This is a genomic window from Lysobacter claricitrinus, assembly GCF_045866565.1.
Taxonomy (GTDB): Bacteria; Pseudomonadota; Gammaproteobacteria; order Xanthomonadales; family Xanthomonadaceae; genus Cognatilysobacter; species Cognatilysobacter claricitrinus.
Map to the genome: position 1 here is coordinate 1 of NZ_BAAFZV010000012.1, position 15,000 is coordinate 15,000.

At 64.7% G+C, this 15,000-nt stretch carries 10 protein-coding genes (1 of these 10 only partly in view); all 10 read right to left on the reverse strand.

Annotation, left to right across the window (positions count from 1 at the left end):
* Positions 1 to 86 precede the first annotated feature (86 nt).
* On the reverse strand, positions 87 to 2,177 hold the full coding sequence (fusA, locus tag ACKTTN_RS14550) for an elongation factor G (protein WP_407910624.1): 2,091 nt from the start codon (positions 2,175 to 2,177) through the stop codon (positions 87 to 89).
* Positions 2,178 to 2,287: 110 nt separating this feature from the next.
* Positions 2,288 to 2,755 carry a 30S ribosomal protein S7 gene (gene rpsG / locus ACKTTN_RS14555; protein WP_407910625.1) on the reverse strand — a complete coding sequence of 156 codons (468 nt, stop codon included), beginning with the start codon at positions 2,753 to 2,755 and terminating at the stop codon, positions 2,288 to 2,290.
* Between the two features lie 48 nt (positions 2,756 to 2,803).
* Positions 2,804 to 3,178, reverse strand: coding sequence for a 30S ribosomal protein S12 (gene rpsL / locus ACKTTN_RS14560; protein WP_407910626.1), 375 nt, complete (start codon positions 3,176 to 3,178; stop codon positions 2,804 to 2,806).
* Positions 3,179 to 3,478: 300 nt separating this feature from the next.
* The gene (gene rpoC / locus ACKTTN_RS14565) at positions 3,479 to 7,699 is read right to left on the reverse strand and encodes a DNA-directed RNA polymerase subunit beta' (RefSeq protein WP_407910627.1); all 4,221 of its coding nucleotides are present in this window, start codon (positions 7,697 to 7,699) and stop codon (positions 3,479 to 3,481) included.
* 82 nt (positions 7,700 to 7,781) lie between these two features.
* Positions 7,782 to 11,933, reverse strand: coding sequence for a DNA-directed RNA polymerase subunit beta (rpoB, locus tag ACKTTN_RS14570; protein ID WP_407910628.1), 4,152 nt, complete (start codon positions 11,931 to 11,933; stop codon positions 7,782 to 7,784).
* Positions 11,934 to 12,294: 361 nt separating this feature from the next.
* Positions 12,295 to 12,663: a 50S ribosomal protein L7/L12 gene (gene rplL / locus ACKTTN_RS14575; RefSeq protein ID WP_407910629.1), complete on the reverse strand. Its 369-nt coding sequence runs from the start codon at positions 12,661 to 12,663 to the stop codon at positions 12,295 to 12,297.
* A gap of 58 nt (positions 12,664 to 12,721) precedes the next feature.
* The gene (gene rplJ, locus ACKTTN_RS14580) at positions 12,722 to 13,255 is read right to left on the reverse strand and encodes a 50S ribosomal protein L10 (protein ID WP_407910630.1); all 534 of its coding nucleotides are present in this window, start codon (positions 13,253 to 13,255) and stop codon (positions 12,722 to 12,724) included.
* A gap of 317 nt (positions 13,256 to 13,572) precedes the next feature.
* Entirely contained in the window at positions 13,573 to 14,271 is a 699-nt protein-coding gene (rplA, locus tag ACKTTN_RS14585; protein WP_407910631.1) for a 50S ribosomal protein L1, read from the reverse strand.
* A 4-nt stretch (positions 14,272 to 14,275) separates the two neighbouring features.
* Complete coding sequence (rplK, locus tag ACKTTN_RS14590) at positions 14,276 to 14,704, reverse strand: 50S ribosomal protein L11 (RefSeq protein WP_407910632.1); 429 nt, start codon at positions 14,702 to 14,704, stop codon at positions 14,276 to 14,278.
* Positions 14,705 to 14,864: 160 nt separating this feature from the next.
* Positions 14,865 to 15,000, reverse strand: the final stretch of a protein-coding gene (nusG, locus tag ACKTTN_RS14595; protein ID WP_407910633.1) for a transcription termination/antitermination protein NusG. Its footprint extends 437 nt past the window's final position; the window shows 136 of its 573 coding nt (coding positions 438–573); the start codon falls outside the window, past its right edge; its stop codon occupies positions 14,865 to 14,867.

Sequence of the window (15,000 nt, forward strand, 5' to 3'; positions counted from 1 at the left end):
TCGAACTTACCCTTGGCCATTGCAAATACCTCAGTTTTTCAGTTGATCAGTTGCCCCGGATTCGCACCCGGGGCGATTCGTTTTCGTCAGTTCTTCTTGATCACCGACTCGGCGATGTTCGCCGGCGCTTCCGCGTAGTGATCGAACTCCATCGTGAAGGTCGCGCGGCCCTGCGACATCGAACGCAGCGTGGTCGCGTAGCCGAACATCTCACCGAGCGGGATCATCGCGTTGATGATCTTGCCCGACGGGCTGTCGTCCTGACCCTGCAGGATGCCGCGACGACGGCTGACGTCGCCCATCACGTCACCGAGGTAATCCTCGGGCGACACGATCTCGACCTTCATCATCGGCTCGAGTAGCGCCGGGCTCGCCTTGTTGAAGCCTTCCTTGAACGCCATGGAGCCGGCGATCTTGAACGCCATTTCGGACGAGTCGACCTCGTGGTACGAACCGTCGACGAGCTTGACCTTGACGTCGACGACCGGGTAACCAGCAAGCACGCCATTGGCGACGGCTTCCTTGATGCCCTTGTCGACGGCCGGGATGTATTCCTTCGGAATCACACCACCGACGATCGCGTTCTCGAACTCGTAACCCTTGCCCTGCTCGTTCGGCGACAGCTCGATCCACACGTGGCCGAACTGACCCTTACCACCGGTCTGGCGCGCGTACTTGCCTTCGACCTTGACCGACTTGCGGATGGTCTCGCGGTACGCGACCTGCGGCTTGCCGACGTTGGCTTCGACGTTGAACTCGCGCTTCATGCGGTCGACGAGGATGTCCAGGTGCAGCTCGCCCATGCCGGCGATGATGGTCTGGCCCGATTCCTCGTCGGTGCGCACGCGGAACGAAGGATCTTCCTGCGCCAGGCGGCCCAGGGCGATGCCCATCTTTTCCTGGTCCGACTTGGTCTTCGGTTCGACCGCCATCGAGATGACGGGCTCCGGGAAGGTCATGCGCTCAAGCGTGATGATCGCGTCCTGTGCGCACAGCGTGTCGCCGGTCGTGACGTCCTTCAGGCCGACCGCAGCAGCGATGTCGCCTGCGCGGACTTCCTTGATTTCGTCACGGTTGTTGGCGTGCATCTGCAGGATGCGGCCCACGCGCTCCTTCTTCGACTTGACCGGGTTGTAGACCTGGTCACCCGAATTCAGGACGCCCGAGTACACGCGGAAGAACGTGAGCGAACCCACGAACGGGTCCGTCATGATCTTGAACGCGAGCGCCGAGAACGGCTCGGTGTCGGACGCCTTGCGGCTGTCTTCCTTCTCGTCGTCGTCGATGCCCTGCACCGGCGGGCGATCGGCCGGCGACGGCAGCAGGTTGATGACGCCGTCGAGCATGGCCTGCACGCCCTTGTTCTTGAACGCGCTGCCGCAGAACACGGGCACGATCTCGACGCGCAGCGTGCGCTCGCGCAGGCCGGACACGATCTCGGCCTCCGTCAGCTCATCGCCACCGAGGTACTTGTCCATCAGCTCTTCGGACGCTTCCGCCGCGGCTTCGATCATGAAGCTGCGCGCTTCCTCGGCCTTGGCCTGGAGTTCCGCCGGGATGTCGCGGTATTCGAACTTCGTGCCCTGCGACGCGACGTCCCAATGGATCGCCTTCATCTTGAGCAGGTCGACGACGCCTTCGAAGCCGTCCTCGGCACCGATCGGCACCTGCATCGGAACAGCGTACGCGCCGAGGCGCGACTTCAGCTGCTCGACGACCTTGTCGAAGTTCGCGCCGGTGCGGTCCATCTTGTTGACGAACGCCATGCGCGGCACGGAGTACTTGTTGGCCTGGCGCCACACCGTCTCCGACTGCGGCTGCACGCCGCCGACGGCGCACAGCACGAACACCGCGCCGTCGAGCACGCGCAGCGAACGCTCGACTTCAATGGTGAAGTCGACGTGGCCGGGCGTATCGATGATGTTGAAGCGGTGCTCCGGCAGGGACTTGTCCATGCCCTTCCAGAATGCGGTCGTCGCGGCCGACGTAATGGTGATGCCGCGCTCCTGCTCCTGCTCCATCCAGTCCATCGTCGCGGCACCTTCGTGCACTTCGCCGATCTTGTGGCTGACGCCGGTGTAGAACAGGATGCGTTCGGACGTGGTGGTCTTGCCGGCATCGATGTGCGCCATGATGCCGAAGTTGCGGTAACGCTCGATGGGAGTGGTGCGAGCCACGGGACCCTCTCGTAAGTTTTCGGATTCTCAAATGGCCGGACGCCGCCCTGAAGGCGGCCTCCGGTGGAAGGGCGACACGGTGGTCGCCCTGTAGCGCTCGTAGCGCTAGATCACCAGCGGTAGTGCGCGAAGGCCTTGTTGGCCTCGGCCATGCGGTGCGTCTCTTCGCGCTTCTTGATCGCGCCACCGCGGTTTTCGCTGGCGTCGAGCAGCTCGGCCGCGAGCTTGCGCGGCATCGAGTTCTCGCCGCGCTTGCGGGCGGAGTCGATCAACCAACGCATGGCGAGCGCCGCACGACGCGACGAACGCACTTCGACCGGCACCTGGTACGTCGCACCGCCGACGCGGCGGGACTTGACCTCGACCGCCGGAGCGACGTTGGTCAGAGCCTTTTCGACGAGCTCGAGGGCGTTCGGATTCTTCTGGCCGATGACGTCCATCGCGCCGTACACGATCTTCTCGGCGACGGACTTCTTGCCGCTCTGCATGACCATGTTGATGAAACGGGCGATCGTCTCGCTGCCGTGCTTGGGATCGGGCAGAACCGAGCGCTGCGGGGTAGAACCTTTACGCGACATTGGCGTGTACCTCTCGTATCAGTCGGCGGCGCGGTGCGCCGTCCGGAATCAGGACTTCGGACGCTTCGCGCCGTACTTGGAACGGCTCTGGCGACGCTTGGCGACGCCGGCGGCGTCGAGCGAACCACGGACGGTGTGGTAGCGCACGCCCGGGAGGTCCTTCACACGACCACCGCGGATCAGAACGACCGAGTGCTCCTGCAGGTTGTGACCTTCACCGCCGATGTACGAAATGATCTCGTAGCCGTTGGTGAGGCGGACCTTGGCGACCTTGCGAAGTGCCGAGTTCGGCTTCTTCGGGGTCGTGGTGTACACGCGGGTGCACACGCCACGACGCTGCGGGCAGTTCTGCAGGGCCGGTGACGTGCTCTTGTAGGTTTCAGGGCTGCGCGGCTTGCGCACCAGCTGATTGATGGTCGCCATCTGGAGCTCTTCGTTTGGGCGCGGGGCCCGTGGAAAACGGAAGGCCAGCCCCGAGGGGCCAGCCAAGACGAAAAAGCCTAGCCCGCGTCCGGATAGACCGGTCGCGGGCTCGACTTGTGCGACACGCGACCGCCATAAGGCGCGCGCGTCGCGAGATCCCACCCTGCCTTGGGTCCAATACGAGGCACGTCCTGTGACCTCATTTGGTGATCTGGGGCTTGCCCGAAGGCCGCCCGGGTAATGCTTAGCCTGCGAAGTATAGCAGGGCCCGCCCGCCCGTGGGCAAGCGGGCCCGGTGCATCACTCTTCCTCGCCGCCCTCGGCCGCTTCGGCAGCGGCCGGAGCTTCCTCGATCGTCGCCGGCGCGGACAGCGTCTCGAGTTCCTGATCGGTCAGGCCCGAGGCGTTCTTGCGGCGCTGGCTGTGGTACGCCAGGCCGGTACCGGCCGGGATCAGGCGACCGACGATCACGTTCTCCTTGAGGCCGCGCAGCGTGTCGCGGGTGCCGCGGACGGCCGCCTCGGTGAGTACGCGGGTGGTCTCCTGGAACGACGCCGCCGAGATGAACGACTCGGTCGCCAGCGAGGCCTTGGTGATGCCGAGCAGCACGGGGTCGTACTTGGTCAGGATCTCGTTGCGCTTGCCGAGGCGCTGGTTCTCCTCGATCACGCGCTGACGCTCGACCTGCTCGCCCGCCAGGAACTTGCTGTCGCCGGCGTCGGCGATCTCGACCTTGCGCAGCATCTGGCGAACGATCACCTCGATGTGCTTGTCGTTGATCTTGACGCCCTGCAGGCGGTAGACGTCCTGGATTTCCTTGGTCAGGTACACGGCCAGCGGCTCGACGCCCAGCAGGCGCAGGATGTCCTGCGGGTTGGGCTCGCCGTCGACGACCGTCTCGCCCTTCTCCACGTGCTCGCCTTCGAACACGATGATCTGGCGGTACTTCGGGATCAGCTCTTCGTGCTCGCCACCCTCGGCATCCTTGATGATCAGACGCTGCTTGCCCTTGGTGTCCTTGCCGAACGAGACGATGCCCGAACGCTCCGCGAGGATCGCCGGATCCTTCGGCTTGCGCGCTTCGAACAGGTCGGCAACGCGCGGCAGACCACCGGTGATGTCGCGGGTCTTCGAGGCTTCCTGCGGGATCTTGGCGACCACGTCGCCCACGCCGACCGGCGCGCCGTCCTGCAGGTTGACGATCGAGCGCGGCGGCAGCATGTACTGCGCCGGCAGATCGGTACCCGGAATCTGCAGGTCCTTGCCGTTCGCATCGACGATGCGCACGAGAGGACGCAGATCCTTGGCCTGCGTACCACGACGCTTCGGATCGGTGATCTCGCTCGAGGCGAGGCCGGTCAGTTCGTCGGTCTTCTGGATGACGGTGACGCCGTCGATGAAGTCGATGAAGCGCATGAAGCCCTTCACTTCCGACACGATCGGGTGGTTATGCGGATCCCAGTTGGCGACCTGCTGGCCGGCCTTGACGTCCGCACCGTCGCGCACCGTGATCGTCGCACCGTACGGCAGCTTGTAGCGCTCGCGTTCGCGACCGTGGGCGTCGAGGATCGACAGTTCACCCGAGCGAGAGACCGCGACCAGGTGGCCATTCGCGTGGTCGACGTGCTTGAGGTTGTTGAACTTGACCGAACCCGTCGTCTTGACGGTGATGTTGTCGATCGCAGCCGCACGCGATGCCGCACCACCGATGTGGAACGTACGCATGGTGAGCTGCGTGCCCGGCTCGCCGATCGACTGCGCCGCGACGACACCCACGGCCTCGCCGTGGTTGACGAGGTGGCCGCGGCCGAGGTCACGGCCGTAGCAGAACGCGCAGACGCCGAACGGCGTTTCGCAGGTGATCGTCGAACGCACCTTGATCGACTGCACGCTGGCTTCTTCGAGCTTGGCGACCCAGGCTTCGTCGAGCAGCGTATTGCGGGTGACGATCGGATCCTCGTCGTTGCCCGGCAGGAACACGTCCTCGGCCACGACGCGACCCAGCACGCGCTCCTTCAGCGGTTCGACCACGTCGCCGCCTTCAACGATCGGGGTCATCATCAGGCCCTCGAGCGTGCCGCAGTCGGTTTCGGTGATGACCACGTCCTGCGCGACGTCGACGAGTCGACGCGTCAGGTAACCCGAGTTCGCCGTCTTCAGTGCGGTATCGGCGAGACCCTTACGGGCACCGTGGGTCGAGATGAAGTACTGCAGGACGTTCAGGCCTTCGCGGAAGTTCGCGGTGATCGGCGTCTCGATGATCGAGCCGTCCGGCTTCGCCATCAGGCCGCGCATACCGGCGAGCTGACGGATCTGCGCCTGCGAACCACGCGCACCCGAGTCGGCCATGATGTAAATCGAGTTCATCGACTTCTGCGCGACCTGCTTACCGTCGGTCCCTTCGACCATCTCGGTGCCGATCGCGTCCATCATCGCCTTGGCCACGCGCTCGTTCGTGCGCGACCAGATGTCGACGACCTTGTTGTAGCGCTCGCCGGCGGTGACCAGGCCCGACTGGTACTGCTCCTGGATCTCCAGCACTTCGGCTTCCGCCTCGGCGAGGATGCCCTTCTTCTCGTCCGGGATGGTCATGTCGTCGATGCCGATCGACACGCCGGCGCGCGTTGCGTACGCGAAGCCGGTGTACATCAGCTGGTCGGCGAAGATCACCGTGTCCTTGAGGCCCAGCTGGCGATAGCAGCTGTTGATCAGGCGCGAGATGTTCTTCTTGGTCAGCTCGGTGTTGGCGAGCTCGAACGGCAGGCCGTCCGGCAGGATTTCCTGCAGCAGCGCGCGGCCGACCGTGGTGTCGACGATCGAGGTCTGCTTCGAACGCGAACCGTCTTCGGCGATCACGGTCTGCGTGATGCGGACCTTGCACTTGGCATGCAGCTCGACGACGCGGTTGTCGTACGCGCGCTTGACCTCGGCGACGTTCGCGAACGCCATGCCCTCGCCCTTCTTGTTCACCAGGGCGCGGGTCATGTAGTACAGGCCGAGCACGACGTCCTGCGACGGCACGATGATCGGCTCGCCGTTCGCCGGCGACAGGATGTTGTTCGACGACATCATCAGCGCGCGCGCTTCCAGCTGGGCTTCCAGCGAGAGCGGCACGTGGACGGCCATCTGGTCACCGTCGAAGTCGGCGTTGAACGCCGTGCACACGAGCGGATGCAGCTGGATCGCCTTGCCTTCGATGAGCACCGGCTCGAACGCCTGGATGCCGAGGCGGTGCAGCGTCGGTGCGCGGTTGAGCAGCACCGGATGCTCGCGGATCACCTCTTCGAGGATGTCCCACACCTGCGCTTCTTCGCGCTCGACGAGCTTCTTCGCCGCCTTGATCGTCGTGGCGAGGCCACGGCGCTGCAGCTTGGAGAAGATGAAGGGCTTGAACAGCTCGAGCGCCATCTTCTTCGGCAGGCCGCACTCGTGCAGGCGCAGCGTCGGGCCGACCACGATGACCGAACGGCCGGAGTAGTCGACGCGCTTGCCGAGCAGGTTCTGACGGAAGCGACCCTGCTTGCCCTTGATCATGTCGGCGAGCGACTTGAGCGGGCGCTTGTTCGTACCGGTGATGGCGCGGCCACGACGGCCGTTGTCCATCAGCGCATCGACCGACTCCTGCAGCATGCGCTTCTCGTTGCGCACGATGATGTCGGGCGCATTGAGTTCGAGCAGGCGACGCAGGCGGTTGTTGCGGTTGATGACGCGGCGGTAAAGGTCGTTGAGATCCGACGTCGCGAAGCGGCCACCGTCCAGCGGGACGAGCGGACGCAGATCCGGCGGCAGCACCGGCAGGACGGTCATGACCATCCACTCCGGGCGGTTGCCCGACTCGATGAAGGCTTCGACCAGCTTGATGCGCTTGGTGAGGCGCTTGAGCTTGGTCTCCGAACCCGTCGACGCGATGTCTTCCTTCAGCTGCACCATCTGCGACTGCAGGTCGATCGTGCGCAGCAGCTCGTAGATCGCCTCGGCGCCCATCGCGGCTTCGAAGTCGTCGCCGTGCTCCTGGCGCGCCTGCAGGAACTGCTCTTCGGTGAGCAGCTGGCCGCGTTCCATCGGCGTCAGGCCCGGCTCCGTCACCACGAAGGCTTCGAAGTACAGGATGCGCTCGATGTCACGCAGGGTCATGTCGAGCATCAGGCCGATGCGCGACGGAAGCGACTTCAGGAACCAGATGTGCGCGACCGGCGACGCGAGGTCGATGTGGCCCATGCGCTCGCGACGCACCTTGGCCAGCGTGACTTCCGTGCCGCACTTCTCGCAGACCACGCCGCGGTGCTTCATGCGCTTGTACTTGCCGCACAGGCACTCGTAGTCCTTGATCGGGCCGAAGATCGCCGAGCAGAACAGGCCGTCACGCTCGGGCTTGAACGTGCGGTAGTTGATCGTCTCGGGCTTCTTCACTTCGCCGTACGACCAGGAGCGGATCAGGTCCGGCGATGCCAGGCCGATCTTGATCGCGTCGAAGTCGATCGTCGTGCGCTGCTGGTTGAACAGATTGAGCAGGTCTTTCATTTCAGTCTCCTAGGGAGCGATTCGCAGTAGAGAACGTTCCGTGCGGCAGGCCGGCGCGTGTGGCGCGCCGGCCGCGCGGTTCTCAGTGCTCTTCGAGCTCCATGTTGATCGCCAGCGAGCGGATTTCCTTCACGAGGACGTTGAAGGACTCCGGCATGCCGGCGACCATCTCGTAGTCGCCGTCGACGATGTTCTTGTACATCTGGTTGCGGCCCTGCACGTCGTCGGACTTCACCGTCAGCATTTCCTGCAGGGTGTAGGCCGCGCCGTAGGCTTCCAGCGCCCAGACTTCCATTTCGCCGAAACGCTGGCCGCCGAACTGCGCCTTGCCGCCCAGCGGCTGCTGGGTGACGAGCGAGTACGGGCCGGTCGAACGCGCGTGCATCTTGTCGTCGACCAGGTGGTTCAGCTTCAGCATGTGCATGTAGCCGATCGTGACCGGGCGTTCGAACGCTTCGCCGGTGCGACCGTCATGCAGGATCGTCTGGCCGCTCGACGGAAGCTCCGCGAGTTCCAGCATGCGCTTGATCTCGAACTCCGCCGCACCGTCGAACACCGGCGTCGCCATCGGCACGCCGTCGGTGAGGTTCTTCGCCAGGCGCAGCAGCTCCTCGTCGGAGAACTGCGTCAGGTCGACGCGCTCACCCACCACCGCGGTGTCGTGGTTGTAGATGTCGCCGAGGAACTTGCGAAGCTCGGTCACCGCGTTCTGCGCCTGCAGCATGCGATCGATCTTCTTGCCCAGGCCCTTCGCCGCCCAACCGAGGTGAACTTCGAGGATCTGGCCGATGTTCATTCGGCTCGGCACGCCCAGCGGGTTGAGCACGATGTCGACCGTCTCGCCGTTAGCGCTGTAGGGCATGTCCTCGACCGGAACGATGGTCGAGACGACACCCTTGTTGCCGTGGCGGCCGGCCATCTTGTCGCCCGGCTGGATGCGGCGCTTAACGGCGAGGAAGACCTTGACCATCTTGAGCACGCCCGGTGCGAGGTCGTCGCCCTGGGTGATCTTGCTGCGCTTGTCAGCGAAGCGACGCTCGAACTCCTTCTGGTACTCCTCGATCTGCTTCTGCGCGCGCTCGATCGCCTCGACGGCGTCTTCGTCCTTCATGCGCAGGGTGAACCAGTCCTTGCGGGCGAGGCTGTCGAGCACGAGGCTCGTCACCGTGTCGCCCTTCTTCAGGCTGGCGCCGCCATTGGCAACCTTGCCGAGCAGCTGGCCGCGCAGGCGGTCGTAGATCGCCGCCTCGAGGATGCGGAACTGATCGTCGAAGTCCTTCTTGACGCGACGGATCTCGGATTCCTCGATCTGACGCGCACGCTTGTCCTTCTCGATGCCGTCGCGGGTGAAGACCTGCACGTCGATGACGACGCCGTCCATACCCGGCGGAACGCGCAGCGAGCTGTCCTTAACGTCGGACGCCTTCTCGCCGAAGATCGCGCGGAGCAGCTTCTCTTCCGGCGTCAGCTGGCTCTCGCCCTTCGGCGTGACCTTGCCGACCATGATGTCGCCGGCGCGCACTTCCGCACCGATGTACACCACGCCCGACTCGTCGAGACGCGACAGCGCCTGCTCCGAAACGTTCGGAATGTCGGCGGTGATTTCCTCCGGCCCCAGCTTGGTGTCGCGCGCCTGGACGGTCAGCTCTTCGATGTGGATCGTCGTGTAGCGATCCTCTTCGACCACGCGCTCGCTGAGCAGGATCGAGTCTTCGAAGTTGTAGCCGTTCCACGGCATGAACGCGACCAGCATGTTCTGGCCCAGCGCGAGCTCGCCGATGTCGGTCGACGGACCGTCGGCCAGCACGTCGCCACGCTCCACGCGATCACCAACCTTCACCAGCGGACGCTGGTTGATGCAGGTGTTCTGGTTGGAACGGGTGTACTTGATGAGGTTGTAGATGTCGACGCCGGCGTCCAGGCCTTCGTTGACTTCACCCTCGTTGACCTTGACCACGATGCGCGCGGCGTCGATCGCCTCGATCACGCCACCGCGGCGCGCGTTCACGGTCACGCCCGAGTCGCGCGCAACCGCACGCTCGATGCCCGTGCCCACGAGCGGCTTCTGCGCACGCAGCGTCGGAACCGCCTGGCGCTGCATGTTGGCGCCCATGAGTGCGCGGTTCGCGTCGTCGTGCTCGAGGAACGGCACGAGCGCGGCCGCGACCGACACGGTCTGCATCGGCGAAACGTCCATGAAGTGGACTTCGCTCGGCGCCTTCAGCAGCGACTCGCCCTGGTAGCGGCAGGCCACGAACTGGGCGGTCATCATGCCCTTGTCGTCCTGCGGCGCGTTGGCCTGGGCGATGACGTACTCGTTCTCTTCGATCGCCGAGAGGAATTCGACCTCGTCGGTGACCTTGCCGTCCACGACCTTGCGGTACGGCGTCTCGAGGAAACCGTACTGGTTGGTGCGCGCGAACACGGCGAGCGAGTTGATCAGGCCGATGTTCGGGCCTTCCGGCGTCTCGATGGTGCAGACGCGGCCGTAGTGCGTCGGGTGCACGTCGCGCACTTCGAAGCCGGCGCGCTCACGGGTCAGGCCGCCCGGGCCGAGGGCCGACACGCGACGCTTGTGCGTGACTTCCGACAGCGGGTTGTTCTGGTCCATGAACTGCGACAGCTGCGAGGAGCCGAAGAACTCCTTGATCGCGGCGGCAACGGGCTTGGCGTTGATGAGTTCCTGCGGCGTGAGGCCTTCGGACTCCGCCATCGACAGGCGTTCCTTGACCGCGCGCTCGACGCGCACGAGGCCGACGCGGAAGGTGTTCTCCGCCATTTCACCGACCGAGCGCACGCGACGGTTGCCGAGGTGGTCGATGTCATCGACCACGCCGCGACCGTTGCGGATTTCCGTCAGCACGCGGATGACGTCGAGGATGTCCGACGACTGGCCGTAGATGCCACGCAGGCGGCCGGACTCTTCGTCCTTGCGGTCCTGGAAGTACTTGGCGTCGTACAGCACCGATGCGCCCTCGGTGTCCTTGCGGCCCAGGCGACGGTTGAACTTCATGCGGCCGACCGCGGAGAGGTCGTAGCGCTCGAAGGTAAAGAACAGGTTGTGGAACAGGTTCTGCGCGGCGTCCTTGGTCGGCGGCTCGCCCGGACGCATCATCCGGTAGATCTCGACCAGCGCTTCCAGCTGCGTCTTGCTCGGATCGATGCGCAGCGTGTTGGAGATGTACGGACCGCGATCGAGGTCGTTGACCCACAGCGTGCCGACCTGCGCGATGCCCGCCTTGCGGAAGGCTTCGAGGTGGCCGTCGTTGATCTCTTCGTTGGCGTTGGCGATCAGCTCGCCCGTCTTCGCGTCCATCACGTCGTGCGACAGGATGCGGCCGACGAGGTAGCTGTCCGGCACCGCGAGCGCGGAGATGCCCGCCTGCTCCAGCTGGCGGACGTGGCGCGCGGTTACGCGGCGACCGGCCTCGACGATGACCTTGTCACCATCGGACAGATCGAAGTCCAGCGTTTCACCGCGCAGGCGCTCCGGCACGAGCTCCAGCTGCACGCCTTCGGGCAGCACGTGGAAGGTGTTGATGTCGAAGAACGACTTCAGCATCTCTTCGTTGTTGTAGCCGAGCGCGCGCAGCAGGATCGTCACCGGCAGCTTGCGGCGACGGTCGATACGGCAGAACACGGCGTCCTTCGGGTCGAACTCGAAGTCCAGCCACGAGCCGCGATACGGAATGATTCGCGCGGAGTACAGCAGCTTGCCCGAGCTGTGCGTCTTGCCGCGGTCGTGGTCGAAGAACACGCCCGGCGAACGGTGCAGCTGCGAGACGATGACGCGCTCGGTGCCGTTGACGATGAAGGTGCCGTTCTCGGTCATGAGCGGGATCTCGCCCATGTAGACCTCCTGCTCCTTCACGTACTTGATCGCCTTGGTCGACGACTCGCGGTCGTAGATCACCAGGCGAACGGTCACGCGAAGCGGCGCGCCGTAGCTCATGCCGCGCGTGCGGCACTCGCGTTCGTCGAACGCCGGTTCGCCGAGCTTGTAGCCGACGTACTCGAGCGCGGCATTGCCGCTGTAGCTCGCGATCGGGAACACGGATTTCAGGGCCGCATGCAGGCCACGGTCCTCGCGCTTGGCGGGGTCGGTGTGCTCCTGCAGGAACTCGCGGTACGAGTCGACCTGGATGGCCAGCAGGAACGGCACTTCGAGGATCGCGCGGCGCTTGCCGAAATCCTTGCGGATGCGCTTTTTCTCGGTGAACGAGTACGTCGTCATGGGGAACTACCGCCTCTCTTGGAGCGGGGATCGGGGATCGGGGATCCGTCGCGTTGTGATGGTTCGGACACTCGATCCGTCAACCCCGTAAGGGGATGAACTGTCAGTTGGAAGCCGCAGGTATTGCCGGCACCTGCACGCCTTCTGAAGCTGCTTCCAACTACCAACTCTCTTGGGTTTCTTTGACGCTGGAACCGGGGAACGGAAGGGCTCGGTGCCTCGCCGCGGTGCGCGGCGGTTGGACAACGGACCGGTCGGAACGTTCCGAAAAACCGGGTCCTTCTACAACGGCCAAAGGCCGGGGGCGTTCGCCCCCAGCCTTCGGTTGGTCGCCAGTGGAATCCGGCGACGCAAGAGCTGCTTACTTGACCTCGACGGTCGCGCCGGCAGCTTCCAGATCCTTCTTCATCTTGGCAGCGTCGTCCTTCGACACGGCTTCCTTCACGACGCCACCGGCCTCGGTCAGGTCCTTCGCTTCCTTCAGGCCGAGACCCGTGATGGCGCGGACAGCCTTGATGACTTCGACCTTCTTGTCGCCAGCCGACTTCAGGATGACGTTGAACTCGGTCTGCTCTTCGACCGGAGCGGCGGCGGCGGCCGGGCCCGCGGCCATGACCGGGGCAGCGGCGGAGACGCCGAACTTCTCTTCGATCGCCTTGACGAGGTCCATGACTTCCATCAGCGACTTGGTGGCGATGGCGTCGACGATCTGCTCGTTGGTAACGGACATTGTGATTTACCTTTCGGAAATAGGTTTCTAAAGCGGATTCAGGAAATTACGTCGGCGATCAGGCGGTTTCGGCGGCAGCTTCCTCAGCCGGCGCGGCGTCGCCGCCACCCTGCTGATCGGCCACGGCCTTGACGGCGCGCGCGAACATCGAGGCCGGTTCGGCCAGCACGCGGGCGAGCATCGCCAGCGCCTGTTCGCGGGTCGGCAGCGAGGCCAGGACGTCCACGTGGGCGGCGGGCAGCAGCTTGCCTTCCACCGAGACGACCTTCGCCTTGAGCTTGTCGTTGCCCTTGGACGCATCCTTGATCAGGCGACCGGCAGCGCCGGGCTCCTCGAGCGAGAACGCATACAGCAGCGGACCGACCAGGGCGTCCTGGACGCACGCGAAATCGGTGCCTTCAACGGCGCGCGATGCCAGCGTGTTCTTGACGACCCTGAGGTACACACCCGTTTCGCGAGCCTTCTTGCGCATCTCGGTCATCTGACTGACCGTGGTGCCCGCGTACTCGGCCGCGACCAGGGAGTGCGCCTTGCCGGCGATTTCCGCCAGCTCCGCGACGACTTCCTGCTTCTGGGACAGATTGAGAGCCATTGCACTCCTCCAATTGAACTCCGCGACGGCATCAGCCGTGGCGGGACGGGGCGGCACCGGTCCTTGGCGCCGGGGATACCGCGAGGCATCCCGGTGGTGGCCGTCCAGAAACGAATTTCCAGAAGGGCACCATCTACGCAGGCTTGACGATTAAGCAGCCCCGCTTCGACCGACGGCGTTTCCCTTGCCGTACTGAGCTTCCTGCCCGTCGCCGGTCGGCGCTGACCGCACCTGCGGTCTTTGACGGTCGCTGCCACCGAAGCGGCAGCGCCTTCAAAAGAGTCGGCCGGCGGCGCGAGCCACCGGCCTTGAAACGATTACTTGAGGGTCAGCGAAGCCTGGTCGACGGTCACGCCCGGACCCATGGTCGAGCTGATCGCGATCTTCTGCAGGTACTGGCCCTTCGAGGTCGACGGCTTGGCCTTGATCAGGTCGAGCAGCAGCGCCTGGAGGTTGTCCTTCAACTTGTCGGCGTCGAAATCGGCCTTGCCGATCGTGCAGTGAATGATACCCGCCTTGTCCGTGCGGTAGCGGACCTGGCCGCCCTTGGCGTTCTTGACCGCTTCAGCCGGGTTCGGCGAAACGGTGCCGACCTTCGGGTTCGGCATCAGGCCACGCGGGCCGAGTACCTGGCCCAGCTTGCCGACGACGCGCATGGCGTCCGGCGTCGCAATGACGACGTCGTAGTTCAGGTCACCCGCCATCATCTTCTCGGCGAGGTCGTCCATGCCCACGGCTTCCGCACCGGCGGCGAGCGCTTCGTCAGCCTTCGCACCGGCCGGCGCGAACACCGCGACGCGAACCGACTTGCCGGTACCGGCCGGCAGCACGGTCGAACCGCGCACCTGCTGGTCGGACTTCTTGGCGTCGACGCCGAGGCGCACGGCCACGTCGACGGACTCGACGAACTTCGCCTTGGTGGCGGACTTGACGATCTGGATGGCGTCCTCGATCGGGTAAGCCTTACCCGGGACGACCGCGGCCTGGATGGCCTTCTGGCGCTTGTTCATTGCCATGTTCTTAGCCCTCCACCACGAGACCCATGGAGCGGGCGGAACCCGCAATCGTCTTCACCGCCGCTTCCAGGTCGGCCGCCGTCAGGTCGGCTTCCTTCTGCTTGGCGATATCCTCGAGCTGGGCGCGGGTGACCTTGCCCACCTTCTCGGTGTTCGGACGCTTGGAACCCGACTGGATACCGGCGGCCTTCTTCAGCAGCACCGAAGCCGGGGTCGACTTGGTGACGAAGGTGAAGGTGCGGTCCGAGTAGGCCGTGATGATGACCGGGGTCGGCAGACCCGGCTCGAGCTTGGAGGTCGCGGCGTTGAACGCCTTGCAGAACTCCATGATGTTCAGGCCGCGCTGGCCGAGCGCCGGACCGACCGGCGGCGAGGGGTTGGCCTGACCGGCCTTCACCTGCAGCTTGATGTAACCGACAACCTTCTTTGCCACGATCTATCTCCTGGAGTTCGAACGTCAGCGGCTACGAACCGGCGACTCCTCCTTTCGTTGATATCCGGAACGCGGCATTGCCGCGCCCCGCCTTCCCGGAGTTATCCGGCCGAAGGCCGGATCAACTGCGGGAGTTATCCGCACGAACGTGCGGGTAACGTCACTTGGCCTTTTCCACCTGGCCGAACTCGAGCTCGACCGGCGTGGAACGACCGAAAATCAGCACCGCCACGCGCAGGCGGCTCTTCTCGTAATTGATCTCTTCGACGACGCCGTTGAAGTCGTTGAACGGGCCA